Annotated in this window: 18 protein-coding genes; all 18 read right to left on the bottom strand. The window is 40.6% G+C overall.

Translation table 11 applies throughout. From position 1 onward, the window contains the following. Positions 1-101 precede the first annotated feature (101 nt). A complete protein-coding gene (hemG, locus tag ACWU4D_RS18665; RefSeq protein WP_456052959.1) occupies positions 102-626 on the bottom strand; it encodes a menaquinone-dependent protoporphyrinogen IX dehydrogenase in 525 nt (174 codons plus the stop codon). Positions 627-648: 22 nt separating this feature from the next. Next, positions 649-2,106, bottom strand: a complete 1,458-nt coding sequence (locus ACWU4D_RS18660) for a TrkH family potassium uptake protein (RefSeq protein WP_456052958.1) — start codon at positions 2,104-2,106, stop codon at positions 649-651. 15 nt (positions 2,107-2,121) lie between these two features. Further along, positions 2,122-2,760 carry a YigZ family protein gene (locus ACWU4D_RS18655; protein WP_456052957.1) on the bottom strand — a complete coding sequence of 213 codons (639 nt, stop codon included), beginning with the start codon at positions 2,758-2,760 and terminating at the stop codon, positions 2,122-2,124. A 106-nt stretch (positions 2,761-2,866) separates the two neighbouring features. Next, positions 2,867-4,228: a bifunctional UDP-N-acetylglucosamine diphosphorylase/glucosamine-1-phosphate N-acetyltransferase GlmU gene (gene glmU / locus ACWU4D_RS18650; RefSeq protein ID WP_456052956.1), complete on the bottom strand. Its 1,362-nt coding sequence runs from the start codon at positions 4,226-4,228 to the stop codon at positions 2,867-2,869. Between the two features lie 161 nt (positions 4,229-4,389). Next, a complete protein-coding gene (locus ACWU4D_RS18645; protein ID WP_456052955.1) occupies positions 4,390-4,812 on the bottom strand; it encodes a F0F1 ATP synthase subunit epsilon in 423 nt (140 codons plus the stop codon). A gap of 18 nt (positions 4,813-4,830) precedes the next feature. Then, the gene (gene atpD / locus ACWU4D_RS18640) at positions 4,831-6,234 is read right to left on the bottom strand and encodes a F0F1 ATP synthase subunit beta (protein ID WP_456052954.1); all 1,404 of its coding nucleotides are present in this window, start codon (positions 6,232-6,234) and stop codon (positions 4,831-4,833) included. A gap of 35 nt (positions 6,235-6,269) precedes the next feature. Next, positions 6,270-7,139, bottom strand: coding sequence for a F0F1 ATP synthase subunit gamma (gene atpG / locus ACWU4D_RS18635; protein WP_456052953.1), 870 nt, complete (start codon positions 7,137-7,139; stop codon positions 6,270-6,272). A gap of 43 nt (positions 7,140-7,182) precedes the next feature. Beyond that, positions 7,183-8,724, bottom strand: coding sequence for a F0F1 ATP synthase subunit alpha (gene atpA, locus ACWU4D_RS18630; protein ID WP_456052952.1), 1,542 nt, complete (start codon positions 8,722-8,724; stop codon positions 7,183-7,185). Between the two features lie 12 nt (positions 8,725-8,736). Further along, on the bottom strand, positions 8,737-9,270 hold the full coding sequence (atpH, locus tag ACWU4D_RS18625) for a F0F1 ATP synthase subunit delta (RefSeq protein ID WP_456052951.1): 534 nt from the start codon (positions 9,268-9,270) through the stop codon (positions 8,737-8,739). 14 nt (positions 9,271-9,284) lie between these two features. Continuing rightward, complete coding sequence (gene atpF / locus ACWU4D_RS18620) at positions 9,285-9,755, bottom strand: F0F1 ATP synthase subunit B (protein ID WP_456052950.1); 471 nt, start codon at positions 9,753-9,755, stop codon at positions 9,285-9,287. 65 nt (positions 9,756-9,820) lie between these two features. Next, positions 9,821-10,060 (bottom strand): F0F1 ATP synthase subunit C, encoded by a 240-nt coding sequence (gene atpE, locus ACWU4D_RS18615; RefSeq protein ID WP_456052949.1) that lies wholly within the window; start codon positions 10,058-10,060, stop codon positions 9,821-9,823. A 37-nt stretch (positions 10,061-10,097) separates the two neighbouring features. Further along, on the bottom strand, positions 10,098-10,880 hold the full coding sequence (atpB, locus tag ACWU4D_RS18610) for a F0F1 ATP synthase subunit A (RefSeq protein ID WP_456052948.1): 783 nt from the start codon (positions 10,878-10,880) through the stop codon (positions 10,098-10,100). A gap of 12 nt (positions 10,881-10,892) precedes the next feature. Next, on the bottom strand, positions 10,893-11,252 hold the full coding sequence (locus ACWU4D_RS18605) for an ATP synthase subunit I (RefSeq protein WP_456052947.1): 360 nt from the start codon (positions 11,250-11,252) through the stop codon (positions 10,893-10,895). 139 nt (positions 11,253-11,391) lie between these two features. After that, positions 11,392-12,285, bottom strand: coding sequence for a ParB/RepB/Spo0J family partition protein (locus tag ACWU4D_RS18600; RefSeq protein WP_456052946.1), 894 nt, complete (start codon positions 12,283-12,285; stop codon positions 11,392-11,394). A 21-nt stretch (positions 12,286-12,306) separates the two neighbouring features. Next, positions 12,307-13,080, bottom strand: coding sequence for a ParA family protein (locus tag ACWU4D_RS18595; protein WP_456052945.1), 774 nt, complete (start codon positions 13,078-13,080; stop codon positions 12,307-12,309). Positions 13,081-13,095: 15 nt separating this feature from the next. Then, complete coding sequence (gene rsmG, locus ACWU4D_RS18590; RefSeq protein WP_456052944.1) at positions 13,096-13,728, bottom strand: 16S rRNA (guanine(527)-N(7))-methyltransferase RsmG; 633 nt, start codon at positions 13,726-13,728, stop codon at positions 13,096-13,098. Continuing rightward, entirely contained in the window at positions 13,728-15,623 is a 1,896-nt protein-coding gene (mnmG, locus tag ACWU4D_RS18585) for a tRNA uridine-5-carboxymethylaminomethyl(34) synthesis enzyme MnmG (RefSeq protein ID WP_456052943.1), read from the bottom strand. The genes rsmG and mnmG overlap by 1 nt, the downstream gene beginning before the upstream one ends. 435 nt (positions 15,624-16,058) lie before the next feature. Beyond that, positions 16,059-16,502 carry an FMN-binding protein MioC gene (mioC, locus tag ACWU4D_RS18580; RefSeq protein ID WP_456052942.1) on the bottom strand — a complete coding sequence of 148 codons (444 nt, stop codon included), beginning with the start codon at positions 16,500-16,502 and terminating at the stop codon, positions 16,059-16,061. Positions 16,503-16,571: the final 69 nt, after the last annotated feature.

The following is a 16,571-nucleotide window of genomic DNA, read 5'->3' as shown; positions in this document are numbered from 1 at the left end:
TAAATTGTTAAAGAGCGTTCTTCGTGACTCATCACTGAAGAGGCGGCTATTCTAGCGAGATAATTCTTAGTGTCAAATACTTTATGACAAAAAAATCTATTTTATTGCTGTTTAAACTTTTCGGTAAATTTATCGACTTTATCCCAATTGGTATATTCGACTTCTTTACTTGTATCCGTTTCACCTTTTGTGATTGTCATTATTAGTTTAATCATCATTTTATCGATGAATCGATAACGAGGATATCGAACAGCCCCCGCAAATACACCGATAAATTTTGGCTGCCAAACGGACTTTTTTAAAAACGTCTGCACATACACACTTCCTTCCGGAGTATCTTTTCCTTCGGCTTCTTTACGTGCAGTTAAGTTCACGCAAAAAAAGGCAGCATTCAATGATGTTAACTCTTTATGGTAACGCTCAACAAAACGGTAAAACAACCGATTCAGCTTGCCATATCTTATCGATGCTCCAATAAGAACCTTATCATAAAGAGTAAAATCCATTTCGTTACATTGATGAATATCGACAAACTCCACCGTATCGTGATCAAACGATTGAGCTATATGCTTTAAGATTTTTACCGTTTGACCTTCTCGTGTCGAATAAAGAAAAAGTAATTTCATCGTTAACCTTTAGTTTATGTACTTAGCTACGCCAGAATGCTGGGGTAAATAGAATGAGCAATGTGAATATTTCTAACCGCCCAAACAACATAGATACAATCAATACCCATTTTGCTTTGTCATTAATGTCGCCAAAATGTACCGCGACTTCTCCTAAACCAGGTCCAAGGTTATTTAACGTTGCAGCAACCGCCGAAAATGCACTTAATTCATCCATTCCAGTGGCAATTACAGCCAACATACAAATTACAAATACCAAGGTATAAGCAGAGAAAAATCCCCACACAGCATCAACCACTCGAGGAGGAAGTGCACTATCACCCAACTTTATAGGGAAAATAGCCCTAGGATGAACCAAGCGTTTCATCTCTCTCGCACCTTGAACTGTCAACAATAAAATGCGAATAACCTTTAATCCACCACCTGTTGAACCGGCACAACCACCAATGAATGAAGAAAATAGAAGAAGAACAGGAAGAAACAGAGGCCAGTCTGAAAAGCTGGTTGTCGTAAAACCTGCGGTCGTTGAAATGGATACCGTCTGAAAGAGAGCTTGATCAAAAGCTTCAAACGTTGAGTCATATGATTGATGCTGCAATAGCAGAACAAAGCATATAGCAAAAAGAATAAGCTGAATAAATAAAAATGCCCTAAATTCCTTATCTTTCCAATAGTATTTTGGATGAACCCCACCCGATGAAAACACAGCATAATGAAGGGTAAAATTAGCAGAAGAGACAACAAGGAAAAATACGGTCACCATATTTATAGCGGGACTATCAAAATACCCCATACTAGCGTCATGAGTAGAAAAGCCACCAATTGCAATCGTTGAAAAACTGTGACAAATAGCATCAAAAGGTGTCATTCCAGCAAACCAAAAGCTCACAGCACACGCTATGGTAAGGCTAAGATAGATGTACCATAATGCTTTAGCGGTTTCTGCTATACGGGGTGTTACTTTAGTATCTTTTACAGGACCTGGTATTTCTGCTCGATATAACTGCATTCCCCCAATGCCGAGAACTGGAAGAATAGCAACAGCCAATACAATGATTCCCATCCCACCAAACCACTGTAAAAACTGACGATAAAATAAAATAGCTTTGGGTAGTTCATCTAACCCAACGATTACCGTTGCTCCGGTCGTCGTTAATGCTGAAAATGATTCAAAGAAAGCATCAGTAATCGATACGCTGGGGTTATCAGCAATATAAAATGGTAATGAGCCAGCGCTACCGATAACGACCCAGAAAAGAACGACGATTAAAAAACCATCTCGGGCTTTAAGTTCGTGTTTGTGATAACGATTAGGAAACCAAGATATCCCTCCAATCAATAACAAAACAAAAAATGTCGTAATGAAGGGAACACCTGCACCATCTCGATAGATTAAAGCAACAAATGCCGGTGCTAACATTGAGATACTAAACAATGCGAGCAGTAACCCTACGATTCGAATTATTGACCTAAATTGCATATAACCATGGCTCGCTTAATTGTAATTCTCCTGTGATATAGATAAATCTTGTATCACTATTTTCGCACTACTTTTGTTAATGATTGCTTGGGTGAACGATTCAACATTGCGAACCTCTAATTCAACCACAAAAGTCACTGTATTTGAGTAATGAGATTCTATTTCAACCGCATCGAACAGCTTGAAAACTGATTGAGCTAATGCAACCAAATCATACTCTAATGTAAGAGTTCTTTGAGTGGTTACTTTTTTCTCAATTGTTTGTAACAATTTAAGTGCTGATTGAACTCCACCACCATACGCTTTTACTAAACCACCCGTGCCGAGTTTTATGCCTCCAGAATATCGCGTAACAACCGCACAGAGTTCTCCTACCCCAGAGCCAGATAACTGGGCCAACATGGGTTTCCCAGCTGTTCCTGATGGCTCTCCGTCATCACTAAAGCCCCACTTCATAGAGTCCTCAGGTCGCCCTGCAGCAAATGCCCAGCAATTATGGCGCGCATCAGGGTGCTTATTCTTAATGGTATTAACATATCTCTTCGCCTCTTCAATAGAAGAAACATGTTGAAGATAAGTAATAAAACGACTTTTTTTTATTTCCTCTTCAAAAACTACAGATTCTAAAGGGATTAAATAGGGCTGATCTTGCATGAGTTCCACTGATACATGGCTAAACTCGAAGTTTAGCGACAAAAAGCGAAGGAATCCTAGACAGTATCATAAAAAAGAAAAGCTCCCATATCGGAGCTTCCCTGATCTAGGCTTTTTTTGTTGGTCGAGGCCAATTTACGATTCTACGTTCCTTAGCTCGAGTAATCACTAATTCACCCTGTGCGACGTCCTTCGTCACAGTAGAACCAGCGCCTATTGTCACACCATCATCGATAGTCACTGGAGCTACTAACTGAGAATCAGATCCGACAAAAACATCATCACCAATGATGGTCTTATGCTTATTCGCACCATCATAGTTACAAGTAATTGTTCCAGCACCAATATTCGTACGTTTACCAATTGATGCATCACCAATATAGGTTAAATGATTCGCTTTAGATCCTTCACCTATCTGAGAGTTTTTAACTTCAACAAAATTACCTACATGAGCATCATTTTTCATTTCGGCACCAGGACGTAACCGAGTAAAAGGCCCAATAGTACAGTCCTCGCCAACGGTCGCACCTTCAATAACGCTATAGGGACGAATCAATGTATTGTCATCAATTTCACAATTAATCAATACACTACCCGCTCCAACGATAACGTTATCTCCCAATGTTACATTCCCTTCAATAACAACATTTACATCGATTTCGACATCTTGACCACATTGAATTTGTCCACGTAGATCGAAACGATTGGGATCTCTTAACATTACACCTTGAGCCAATAACTCATTAGCTTGTCTTAATTGAAATTGTCTTTCTAACTTAGCTAATTGAACGCGATCATTTACCCCTTCCACTTCCATAGTGTTTTGTGGGTGTACGGCCTCTATCCGACTTCCATCTTTATATGCCGCTGCGATCACATCAGTAAGGTAGAATTCTCCTTGAGCATTATTATTATCAAGGCCTGCAAGCCATTTATTTAATTTTTTTCCTGATGCGACCAAAACACCGGTATTGACTTCATTAATCAATTTTTGCTGCTCTGAGGCATCTTTTTGCTCCACTATGGCGATAACTTGATCATGATCGCGAACAATACGTCCATAGCCCGTAGGGTTTTCAAGTTGAACCGTAAGCAGAGCGATGCCATCTTGTGGCTGAGAATCCAGTAGTAGAGATATTGTTTCTTCCGAGATAAGCGGCACATCACCGTATAGAACGATTATCTGTTCATTATCCTCAAATAGAGGTGAGGCTTGTGCAACGGCATGTCCTGTACCAAGTTGATCGGCTTGTAAAACCCAATTAACTGGCTCTTGTCCTAAGGTTGATTTCATCAATTCACTACCGTGGCCATACACTAGGTGAATATTATTCACACCAATGCTTTGGCAAGTATCGATTACATGCTTCACCATAGGTTTACCCGCTAAAGTATGAACAACTTTTGGTTTTTTCGAATACATACGAGTTCCCTTACCCGCAGCCAAAATAACAGCACTGAATTTCATTGAACAACCTTTGTAAATAATTGAATTATTATGATTCTAATAGTGAATAACCGCTAAGGTAACTTAAATCCGTTATTTTTGCGTGAAAATACAAATCTAATCTTATAGCTATTAAAAAGGCGACCCTAAGGTCGCCTTTTTTCTCACATCGATAAACTAAATTAACGACGTTTCTTAGTAAGCTCAATAACTCGTAACTGAGCCATGGCTTTAGCCAGTTCACTGGCCGCCTGTGCGAAGTCCATATCTCCGTGTGAAGATTTCATATCCTCTTCAGCACGACGTTTGGCTTCTTCTGCCTTGGCAGTGTCTAGTTCTTCCCCACGAATGGCAGTATCAGCAAGAACCGTTGAGGTTCTTGGCTGAACTTCTACTATGCCACCAGAAACATAAATAATTTCTTCTTCGCCGTGTTCTTTAACTATACGAACCATACCAGGCTTAACAGCGGTCAATAACGGAGCATGACCATGGTAAATACCAAGTTCACCTTCGCTACCGGTCACCTGAAATGTTTGAACGTAGCCAGAGAAAAGTTTTTTCTCTGCACTAACTACATCTAGGTGAAAGGTTATTGCTGCCATATCGCCTCCCAGTTAGCCTTACAGCTTTTTAGCATTCTCAACAACATCGTCGATAGCACCACAGTACATAAACGCCTGCTCTGGAATATCGTCGTATTCACCAGCTAATACACCTTTGAATCCACGTAATGTCTCTTTTAGAGATACGTAAACACCAGGGTCACCAGTAAAGACTTCTGCTACGTGGTAAGGTTGAGTTAGAAAACGTTCAATCTTACGTGCACGAGCAACGGTTAGCTTATCATTTTCAGATAGCTCATCCATCCCGAGGATCGCGATAATGTCTTTAAGCTCTTTATAACGTTGCAGAGTTTGCTGAACACCACGAGCGATATCATAGTGATCTTGACCAACAACCAAAGGATCAAGCATACGAGATGTTGAATCTAGTGGGTCGATCGCTGGGTATAGACCCATCGCTGCGATATTACGGTTAAGTACAACTGTTGCATCTAAGTGAGCAAATGTTGTTGCTGGTGATGGGTCAGTCAAGTCATCCGCAGGTACATAAACTGCCTGTACAGAAGTGATAGAGCCCGTCTTAGTAGAAGTGATACGTTCTTGAAGAACACCCATCTCTTCCGCTAGTGTTGGCTGATAACCTACCGCAGAAGGCATACGACCTAATAGTGCCGATACTTCTGTTCCCGCAAGGGTATAACGGTAAATGTTATCGATGAATAGCAGTACATCACGGCCTTCATCACGGAACTTTTCTGCCATAGTAAGACCAGTCAACGCTACGCGAAGACGGTTTCCTGGTGGCTCGTTCATCTGACCGTAAACCATTGCTACTTTTGATTCTTCAGGGTTTTCGATGTTTACAACACCAGCTTCCTGCATCTCAAAGTAGAAATCGTTACCTTCACGAGTACGTTCACCAACGCCCGCAAAAACAGATAAACCTGAGTGTTGTAATGCGATGTTGTTGATAAGTTCCATCATGTTAACGGTCTTACCTACACCTGCACCACCAAACAGACCGATTTTACCACCTTTCGCAAATGGACAAATCAAGTCGATTACTTTTACACCCGTTTCTAAAAGTTCAGTTGCATTTGACTGATCTTCGTAGCTTGGTGCTGGTCGGTGAATAGAGTAAAGCTCTTCTGCACCAATATCACCACATTCGTCAATCGCATCACCAAGTACATTCATGATACGACCAAGAGTCTTAGTACCCACTGGTACTGAGATTGGAGCTCCAGTATTTTCAACTGTCATTCCACGACGTAAACCATCAGAGCTACCCATCACGATTGCGCGAATTACGCCACCGCCAAGTTGCTGTTGAACTTCAAGAACTAGACGCTCTTTAGATTCTGCAACATTCAGAGCACTGTATACACTAGGTACATCACTCTGCGGGAACTCTACGTCGACTACCGCACCGATGATCTGTACGATCTTACCTGTAGCCATCGTTAATCCTCTAAACTAATTCGTTTAACCTAAGCTTAAACCGCTGCTGCACCTGAAACGATTTCTGATAGCTCTTGTGTAATCGCTGTTTGACGAGCTTTGTTATACACAAGTTGCAAATCATCTATCAAGTTACCTGCATTGTCTGTCGCCGCTTTCATTGCAACCATACGAGCCGCTTGCTCACAAGCAAGATTCTCTACGACCCCTTGATATACCTGAGACTCTACATAACGCTTTAACAGCATATCTAGTAGAGGTTTTGGTTCAGGCTCATAAAGGTAATCCCATGAGTGCTGTCGCTCCGACAAATCTTCGCTGTCCGATTTAGGCAAAGGTAGTAATTGATCGATCGTTGGTTCTTGCGTCATAGTGTTTACAAATTTATTAAACACTACATACAGGCGATCCAACTCACCTTCATCATATTTCTTAAGCATCACGCTGACAGAACCTATCAACTCTTCTAGTGAAGGAGAATCCCCTAAACCAGAAACTTGAGCTGATAATTTAGCGCCACTGCTCTTAAAGAATGCTGTTGCCTTTGAACCAATAACGGCCAAATCAACTTCTGCACCTTTTTCCTTCCATGACTTCATGTCCAAAAGGGCATTTTTGAACAAGTTAATGTTCAAACCACCACATAGACCACGGTCGGAAGAAACAATGATATAACCAACACGTTTAGCATCACGCACTTCTAGATATGGATGTTTATATTCTAGATTTGCGTTTGCCACATGACCGATCACGTTACGCATGGTTTCAGCGTATGGACGAGATGACTCCATAGCGTCTTGACTACGACGCATCTTTGAAGCAGCTACCATTTCCATCGCTTTAGTAATTTTCTGAGTGCTTTTAACACTACCGATTTTACTACGTATCTCTTTTGCGCCGGCCATCGTTACTCTCCATTAGTAGGTGGCGTTAAAACCACCAACTTCATTACCAAGTTTGGGTTGCTATAAACTCATCAACAAGCGATTTTAACTTCGCTTCGATGTCATCGTTATAAGCACCGGTTTGGTTAATCTCAGCTGCTAAATCAGCATATTGATTGTGAGCAAACGATAGTAGTGCTTCTTCGAAATCAAGAAGTTTATCCAACTCGATATCCGTCAAGTAACCACGTTCAGCCGCAAAAATAACCAAGCCTTGAGCAAATACAGACATTGGAGCGTACTGTTTCTGCTTCATTAACTCTGTTACTTTCTGACCATGATCAAGCTGACTTTTCGTTGCTTCATCAAGATCTGATGCGAACTGTGCGAACGCTGCTAACTCACGATATTGAGCAAGTGCCGTACGGATACCGCCAGACAGCTTCTTAATAATCTTAGTTTGCGCTGAGCCACCTACACGAGAAACTGAAATACCAGGGTCAACTGCTGGACGTACGCCCGAGTTAAATAGCTCAGTTTGTAGGAAGATCTGACCATCGGTAATCGAAATTACGTTCGTCGGTACGAATGCAGAAACATCACCCGCTTGAGTTTCAATGATAGGAAGAGCGGTCAAAGAACCTGTTTTTCCTTTCACTTCACCATTAGTGAATTTCTCTACGTAATCTGCATTTACACGAGCAGCACGCTCTAGTAGACGAGAGTGTAAGTAGAAAACATCACCTGGGAATGCTTCACGACCTGGTGGACGTTTCAATAGCAGAGAAATCTGACGATACGCTACAGCTTGTTTAGATAGATCATCATAAACAATCAGAGCATCTTCACCACGATCTCGGAAGTACTCACCCATCGCACAACCAGAATAAGGTGCTAGGTATTGTAATGCTGCTGATTCAGAAGCTGATGCAACAACAATTACTGTGTTTGAAAGTGCACCGTGCTCTTCTAGCTTACGAACTACGTTAGCGATAGTAGAGGCTTTCTGACCAATTGCGACATAAACAGAGAAAATACCTGAATCTTTCTGGTTGATGATTGCATCGATCGCCATAGCAGTTTTACCTACCTGACGGTCACCGATGATTAGCTCACGCTGACCACGGCCGATTGGAATCATCGAGTCGACTGATTTGTAACCAGTTTGCACAGGCTGATCAACCGATTGACGTTCGATTACACCTGGTGCAATAACTTCTACAGGAGAAGTTAGTTTTGCTTCAATAGGACCTTTACCATCAATTGGCTCACCCAATGTATTTACTACACGGCCAAGCAATTCAGGTCCTACAGGTACTTCTAGAATACGACCAGTACCTGTTACTTTAGTGCCTTCCTTAAGGTCGGCATATGGGCCCATTACAACCGCACCAACCGAGTCGCGCTCGAGGTTAAGTGCTAGTGCATAACGACCACCCGGTAATTCAATCATTTCACCTTGCATCACGTCCGCTAGGCCGTGAATGCGAATAATACCATCGCTTACCGATACGATAGTACCTTCGTTGCGAGCTTCACTAACAACGCTGAAAGATTCAATACGCTGTTTGATTAGATCGCTAATTTCCGTGGAATTAAGTTGCATGCTCCATCCCCATTAAGACTGCAATGCATCGCCCAGGCGGTTTAAATTACCACGCACTGAGTTATCGATGACAAGGTCTCCGGCTCGAATTACAACCCCACCAAGTAGGGTCTCTTCTATACTGCAGTTCAGCTGTACTTTGCGTTCTAGACGCGCTTCCAGTTTTTTGCTGATGTCTGTAAGTTGTTGTTTAGAAAGTTTAGTTGCCGAAACAACTTCTACATCTAACGTTTTTTCGTAATCACTCTTAAGAGTAAAGTACTGCTCACAAACCTCAGGAAGGGCCGATAGTCGACCATTCTCAGCCATTACCTTTATTAGGTTCTGACCATATTCATCAAACTGTTCACCACAAACCGCAACAAATATTTCTGCAAGTTTATCTGCAGCCATAGAGCTATGTAATAACTCATGGACCTGTTCGTTTTTGGTAACTTCAGCAGCAAAGGTTAACATCTCAGCCCATTGGGTAAGTTGTCCCTTGTCTACCGCAAAGTCAAAAGCTGCTTTAGCATAGGGGCGTGCTATTGTTGTCAATTCAGACATTTACGCACCCCTCTTTAAAGTTTTGCAGTAATGTTATCAAGAATATCTTTGTGCGCATCTTTATCGATAGAACGCTCTAGGATTTTCTCGGCACCAGCAACAGCCAGATTAGCAACTTGCTTACGTAAGTCGTCTCGTGCACGAACGCGTAAAGCTTCAACTTCAGCTTCAGCTTGAGCAAGAATTTTTTCGCGCTCAGCTACTGCTTCTTCTCGAGCTTCCTCGATAATTTGTAACTTACGTTTGTTCGCTTGATCAACTACATCAGCAGCTGTTCTTTTTGCTTCTTTCATACGATCAGAAGCATTAGCCTTAGCTAGATCCAGGTCTTTTTCAGCGCGTTCCGCCGCTGATAAGCCATCTGCAATTTTCTTCTGGCGCTCTTCAATAGCAGCCATCAAAGGTGGCCACACATATGTCATGCAGAACCATACAAAGATTGCAAAAGCTATAGCCTGACCAACTAGAGTAGCGTTAATGTTCACCGCCGACTCCTCTATGTTTGCAAATTAAAATAAACACTAATTAAATCAGTGCAATTTGACGTTTCTTAGCCAGCTACTGCGAACATAACATACAGACCTAGACCAACAGAGATCATAGGAATTGCGTCCACAAGACCCATTACGATAAAGAACTGGGTACGAATGAGAGGGATAAGATCTGGCTGACGAGCTGCACCTTCTAGGTACTTACCACCGAGCATACCGATACCAATCGCTGCACCGATGGCTGCTAGACCCATCATGATTGCTGCTGCAATATACAAACTTTCCATTATTGACTCCAAGTAATAGCTAATTGAGTATTATTTTTAAATAAATTAATTAGTGTTCTTCTGATGCTTGAGATAAATAAACTACCGTCAATACCATGAAGATAAATGCTTGTAACGTGATGATCAGAATATGGAAAATCGCCCAAGGCACAGACAAAATCCATTGTGACCACCATGGTAACAAACCAGCGATGAGGATAAATATTAACTCCCCAGCGTACATGTTACCGAACAAACGAAGACCTAACGATACAGGCTTCGAAATCAATGTCACCCCTTCCAATATCAAGTTAATTGGAATGAATGCCCAATGATTAAACGGTTGTAGAGTTAACTCTTTAGCAAACCCAACAGGTCCTTTGATTTTGATACTGTAGAACAAAATCAATAGGAAAACACCTAGTGCCATCGACAGCGTAATATTTACATCCGCTGACGGAACAACACGTAGATAATGAACTCCAACCAAGCCAGCAACGTGCGGCAGGAAGTCCACTGGAATCAAATCCATTAAGTTCATTAGGAACACCCATCCAAAGATGGTTATTGCTAATGGAGCAACTAATGCACTTTTACCAGAAAATACATCTTTCACCGTGCCATCTACAAATTCGACGAGTATTTCGACGAAACATTGCAGTTTGCCAGGAACCCCACTTGTTGCATTTTTAGCAACGCGATAAAAGCCCCAAATCATAAAAGAGCCCAAGAGCACTGATATGATCATAGAGTCTAAATTTAGACTCCAGAAACCTTCACCCGTACTTAAAAATGTTAAGTGGTGAGAGATATATTCTTGAGAGGTTAGAGCGGCTTCACCTGAACCAGACATCGAATATCCTATCTATTCACGGATTAATGAAAAAAATGACGTTACGAACTGAACTACACCGCCGGCACAATAACAAACAATAAAAACCGCAGGGTCTACATCTATCTCTTTAAAGACATAAACTAAGAAACCCGCTGTCATTACTAATTTATATATATTACTCACATATGCACGACCAACCACAGCATGAGCATTGCTCGATGGTTTTTGCATATATGCGTTAGCTAAAAGTGTAGGACCACTGTACGCAAGCCCCCCTAGAAAAGCAGAAAAACCGCTTTTCTCATCTAACGTGTAGAAAAGAACGGTTGCAACTAACATAAAAAAACTGATTTGCCACAAAAATGACAATACAAACCATTTTTTTAACATAAGTTACCGTCCATTAACCACTCGTCGATTATACATCCGACCCTATCTATTACAAGAAAGTCGAATCTACAATTCCTTTAGATACATCACAAAACAACATGAATTGTAAAACAAAGTTCTCATAAATGATCTTTATGTATCAACTTTCAAGTTTTTGCATCATAGCTTGTAACATATCTTCTAAATTATTGTGATCACCAATACTAATAGTAATTTTGCCATTACCGTTACTATTTAAGGCAACCGATACATCCGCCTGCAATAACTCACCTAACTTTTCAGACAATTGAAGAGTATTATCCGTGGCTACAGGCTTTTCTTTAACTTCTTTAGGCGCTAAAGCTTTTTTAACAAGTTGTTCAGTTTGTCGAACCGTTAATTGCTTCTTTGCGACCTCTTTCGCGACATCAACTTGTTGATATCCGTCTAAGGCTAGGAGCGCTCTTGCATGCCCCATATCAATCTGTTTTTCTTCGACTAAGGTTTTAACATTGGCATCTAATTGATTTAAACGCAATAAATTACTCACAGCCGTTCGAGATTTACCTATAACATCAGCTACTTGCTGATGTGTCAATGCAAACTCATCTTGCAAACGAGCTAGAGCTCTAGCTTCTTCGATTGCATTTAAATCTTCACGTTGAATATTTTCTATTAACGCCATAGCAATGGCTGTTCGATCTTCAACGGACTTAATAATACAAGGGACTTTCGTCAAACCAGCGTGTTTAGCTGCACGCCATCTACGTTCACCCGCAATAATTTCAAAATTATCAGATTCTAGTGGCCTAACCACAATAGGTTGGATAATTCCTTGAGATTGAATTGAAGCGGCCAGCTCTTCCAATGCCTCGGGAGACATGTTTTTACGCGGCTGATAGACCCCTGGTTTAAGCAGAGAAGTAGCAATATCCGTTAAATCACCGTTCATTGATAAAGCTTGACTATGAGACGCTAATTGTTGTTTTTCTCTCGCTAATGAGCTGGTAGACAGCAATGCATCCAGCCCTTTACCTAAACCACGTTTTGTCATTCGAGCGAATTCCTATTAATTTTATGCGTGAACTTCTTCACGACGAAGCATTTCGCCAGCTAAGGCTAGATAAGATTTTGAACCGGCAGAATATTTATCATAATACATTGCAGGTTTGCCATGACTAGGTGCTTCGGCAAGACGTACATTTCGAGGAATAACAGTTCGGTAAACTTTATCACCAAAGTGTTTTTTCAATTGATCTGATACTTCGTTAGAAAGTCGATTACGTGGATCATACATGGTACGTAAAAGCCCTTCGATCTTAAGATCATTATTTACCACAGCAGCTAATTTACTGATCGTATCCATTAACGCTGTTAATCCTTCTAATGCATAGTACTCACATTGCATTGGCACTAAAACGGAATCCGCCGCTGCCATAGCATTGATTGTAAGAAGGTTTAGAGAAGGTGGACAATCTATAAAGATGAAATCATAGTTATCACGAACCGATGATAGTATATTTTTTAAACGAACTTCTCTCGCAAATACTTCCATAAGTTTGATTTCAGCGGCAGTAACGTCTCCGTTTGCCGCAATAAGATGATAATGGCCAGTGGTACTTTCACACACGACTTGTTCAAAAGTAGCATCTTCAACAAGCAGGTCGTAAGCAGTATAATCAACCTGATATTTATCGATACCGCTTGCCATCGTAGCATTTCCTTGCGGATCTAAATCAATTACCAATACTTTACGTTTGGTCGCGGCCATAGAGGCGGCTAAATTGACACAAGTCGTCGTTTTTCCTACACCACCTTTCTGGTTGGCAATTGCTACAATTTTACCCACTTTTTGCCTCGCTGATTAATCCCTACGCGATAAGACTACAAGATGTCGCTCACCTTCCAACTCTGGAACGGCCAAAGCTTTGACTTCTGTCACACAACACCAGTTTGGTAAGTGTTCTATCTCATCCCTTGGCATCTGTCCTTTCAGTGCTAAAAATATACCTGATTTCGATTTAGGTAAATGCTGACACCAACTTACCATATCAGACATGGAAGCGAATGCACGACTAAGCACTACATCAAATTTTTCATCTGGTTGAAACAGTTCTACTCGACTTTGTACTGTCGTAACGTTGGAAATACGTAACTCATGTAATACTTGCTTAATAAAACGAATTCGCTTTCCTAAACTATCAAGTAAATGAAATGATTTATCTGGATTCATTATGGCTAATGGAATTCCAGGTAAACCAGGCCCAGTGCCAACATCAATGATTCGCTCTCCATTAAGATACGGACTCACGACAATACTGTCCATAATATGTCGGATCAACATTTCCATAGGATCGCGCACTGAAGTTAAGTTATACGCTTTATTCCATTTATTGAGTAACTCTACATAACCCACCAATTGATCGCGTTGATGCTGGGAAACGTCTAAATCTGTTTGAGCAATAAGTTGATCCAGTTTAGCATGCAGATTCACCATTATGCCGCTTCCCCTTTTTTCAACATGCCATTCTTTTTGAGATAAACCAATAATATTGAAATAGCAGCTGGTGTCACCCCTGATATACGAGATGCAATACCTATGGTTTCTGGCTTAGAGTCATTAAGCTTAACAACCACTTCATTCGACAATCCATTCACGTGTTTATAATCTAAATCGGTCGGCAGTTTTGTATTTTCATGTCGGAGTGATTTTTCAATCTCATCCAATTGACGATTAATATAGCCTTCATATTTCACTTGAATTTCAACTTGCTCAGATGCTTGAGTATCCTCGATTGCAGGAGCAAAATGATCAAGATTAGCAAGTTGTTGATAGTTCAATTCAGGACGACGTAGCAGATCTTCACCACTGGCTTCTCGAGAGATTGGGGTTTTCAACAACAAATTAAGTTTTTCAACATCCTGAGATTTAGGGTTAATCCAAATATCTTTCAAGCGCTGACGCTCTTTTTCAATATTTTCAATTTTTTGATTAAACCGTTCCCAACGAAGATCATCAACTAACCCAAACTCACGGCCCTTTTCGGTTAAACGTAAATCGGCATTATCTTCACGTAACAATAATCGATATTCAGCTCGAGAAGTAAACATACGGTAAGGTTCTTGAGTTCCTAACGTTGAAAGATCATCAATTAATACGCCCATATAAGCCTGATCTCGACGTGGACTCCATCCTTCTTTGCCTTGAGCATATAGACTGGCATTCATACCCGCCATTAAACCTTGTGCGCCTGCCTCTTCGTAACCAGTCGTACCGTTTATTTGACCTGCGAAAAACAGACCAGATACAAATTTAGTCTCATAAGTTTGCTTTAAATCACGAGGATCAAAGTAATCGTATTCAATTGCGTAGCCTGGTCGAACAATATGAGCATTTTCAAAACCTTTCATCGATCGAACTATTTTCACTTGAACGTCAAAAGGTAAGCTCGTGGAGATACCATTAGGATAGAGTTCGGTCGTGGTTAACCCTTCAGGTTCAACAAAAATTTGATGACTGTTTTTATCAGCATACCTCATGACCTTATCTTCTATCGAAGGACAATAACGAGGTCCTATACCTTCAATAACACCTGAATACATAGGGCTACGATCGAGATTAGCACGGATAACATCATGAGTATTTTCATTGGTATGAGTAATAAAACATGGTATTTGTCTTGGATGCTGGCTTACATCTCCTAAAAATGAAAATACAGGTAATGGTGTATCACCATGTTGAACATCAAGCTGAGAATAGTCGACAGTATTTCCGTCAATTCTTGGTGGAGTGCCAGTTTTTAAACGATCAACTCGAAATGGCAATTCACGAAGACGTTGAGCTAGAGCTATGGATGGTGGATCCCCAGCTCGCCCCCCAGCAGAGCTTTCCATACCGATATGGATCTTTCCGCCTAAAAATGTTCCAACTGTTAACACGACCGCTTTAGAATGAATCTTAAGACCCATCTGAGTAACAACACCAATAACGTGATCATTTTCAACCAGTAGATCATCGGCAGATTGTTGAAATAAAGTTAAGTTTGGTGTGTTTTCTAATGCATTTCTAACAAATGATTTGTACAGAGCACGATCAGCTTGAGCACGAGTTGCTCTAACTGCAGGTCCTTTGGATCCATTCAATGTTCTAAACTGAATTCCAGCATGATCAATGGCTTGTGCCATCAACCCACCAAGAGCATCGATCTCTTTAACTAAATGTCCTTTCCCTATTCCACCAATGGCTGGATTACAAGACATTTGTCCTAAAGTATCAATATTGTGAGTTAGTAATAGGGTTTTTTGTCCTGTTCGAGCAGAGGCAAGTGCTGCTTCTGTTCCAGCATGGCCGCCGCCGATAACAATGACATCGAAGTTTTCGTGATAAAGCATGGAGCGACCTCAAGTAGTCAACAGTTAGAAATATTTGTTCAAGGGAGGCGTATTCTACCCTCTTTCCAATGACTAGAAAATCGCTTTTCGCGTTTTTGTTTTTCTACAGATCTTAGATAAATATTATATAGATCTTTATATAGATCTTTATATAGATCTTTTTATTAGATCTACTATTAGGGAAGAGGATCTCTGTGGATAAGCGGAAAATGATCAATAAGATCATGGATCAAATATAGATCAGATCATGTGATCAATCATTGATCTGATCATGTTTATATTGTGTTTAAGTCGTTTAGTTATACACAGACAATGCTGTAATAAAAAGATATTCATGGGATAACTATAGGATATTAACGGGATAAAATTATAGTTATGCACATTTGATCATTTTAAACTCTTAACTTGTGCTTAAGTATGTTGATATAAATTTTCCTATTGATTGACTAAAGCAAGCTTATTTTCATTAAACCATAGGCTAGCTGCGTCTTCCGGGACAGAATACTCCAATACATCAATTGTAAAACAATCCACAATCGAAGTTGCACCTATATCTTCGAGCAATGAATGGGCCGTTTTTCCTGCTTGACAAAATGTGTCGTAACTAGAGTCGCCAATTGAAATAATTGCGTATTTTAATTGGTCAGTTCGCGGAGGTGTGTCCTGTAATTCCGCAATAAAAGGCTGAATATTGTCTGGAAAATCACCTGCTCCATGAGTTGATGTGACGATTAACCAAATTCCTTGGACTGGAATATCCGATAAATTAGGTTGATTATGGATCACGCTCTCGATGCCTTCTTTAGATAGTAAGTCGCTAAGGTGATCGCCGACATATTCAGCACTGCCTAATGTACTTCCCGTAATTATTTGGATCATGGTTGTTCCTATCAGAAGGTTATATGACTGGTGTTGTTAAATTGTAATATAAGTTGAGTTTATGAGAAA

It is taken from the genome of Vibrio phycocola, assembly GCF_053850235.1.
The sequence above is the reverse complement of the archived record's forward strand: the minus strand, read 5'-3'. Positions and strand labels throughout refer to the sequence as shown.

What these genes read in the sequence shown, in the direction of transcription:
- hemG (WP_456052959.1), bottom strand. Translation starts at nt 626, where the DNA reads ATGAAATTACTTTTTCTTTATTCGACACGAGAAGGTCAAACGGTAAAA.
- ACWU4D_RS18660 (WP_456052958.1), bottom strand. Translation starts at nt 2,106, where the DNA reads ATGCAATTTAGGTCAATAATTCGAATCGTAGGGTTACTGCTCGCATTG.
- ACWU4D_RS18655 (WP_456052957.1), bottom strand. Translation starts at nt 2,760, where the DNA reads ATGCAAGATCAGCCCTATTTAATCCCTTTAGAATCTGTAGTTTTTGAA.
- glmU (WP_456052956.1), bottom strand. Translation starts at nt 4,228, where the DNA reads ATGAAATTCAGTGCTGTTATTTTGGCTGCGGGTAAGGGAACTCGTATG.
- ACWU4D_RS18645 (WP_456052955.1), bottom strand. Translation starts at nt 4,812, where the DNA reads ATGGCAGCAATAACCTTTCACCTAGATGTAGTTAGTGCAGAGAAAAAA.
- atpD (WP_456052954.1), bottom strand. Translation starts at nt 6,234, where the DNA reads ATGGCTACAGGTAAGATCGTACAGATCATCGGTGCGGTAGTCGACGTA.
- atpG (WP_456052953.1), bottom strand. Translation starts at nt 7,139, where the DNA reads ATGGCCGGCGCAAAAGAGATACGTAGTAAAATCGGTAGTGTTAAAAGC.
- atpA (WP_456052952.1), bottom strand. Translation starts at nt 8,724, where the DNA reads ATGCAACTTAATTCCACGGAAATTAGCGATCTAATCAAACAGCGTATT.
- atpH (WP_456052951.1), bottom strand. Translation starts at nt 9,270, where the DNA reads ATGTCTGAATTGACAACAATAGCACGCCCCTATGCTAAAGCAGCTTTT.
- atpB (WP_456052948.1), bottom strand. Translation starts at nt 10,880, where the DNA reads ATGTCTGGTTCAGGTGAAGCCGCTCTAACCTCTCAAGAATATATCTCT.
- ACWU4D_RS18605 (WP_456052947.1), bottom strand. Translation starts at nt 11,252, where the DNA reads ATGTTAAAAAAATGGTTTGTATTGTCATTTTTGTGGCAAATCAGTTTT.
- ACWU4D_RS18600 (WP_456052946.1), bottom strand. Translation starts at nt 12,285, where the DNA reads ATGACAAAACGTGGTTTAGGTAAAGGGCTGGATGCATTGCTGTCTACC.
- rsmG (WP_456052944.1), bottom strand. Translation starts at nt 13,728, where the DNA reads ATGGTGAATCTGCATGCTAAACTGGATCAACTTATTGCTCAAACAGAT.
- mnmG (WP_456052943.1), bottom strand. Translation starts at nt 15,623, where the DNA reads ATGCTTTATCACGAAAACTTCGATGTCATTGTTATCGGCGGCGGCCAT.
- mioC (WP_456052942.1), bottom strand. Translation starts at nt 16,502, where the DNA reads ATGATCCAAATAATTACGGGAAGTACATTAGGCAGTGCTGAATATGTC.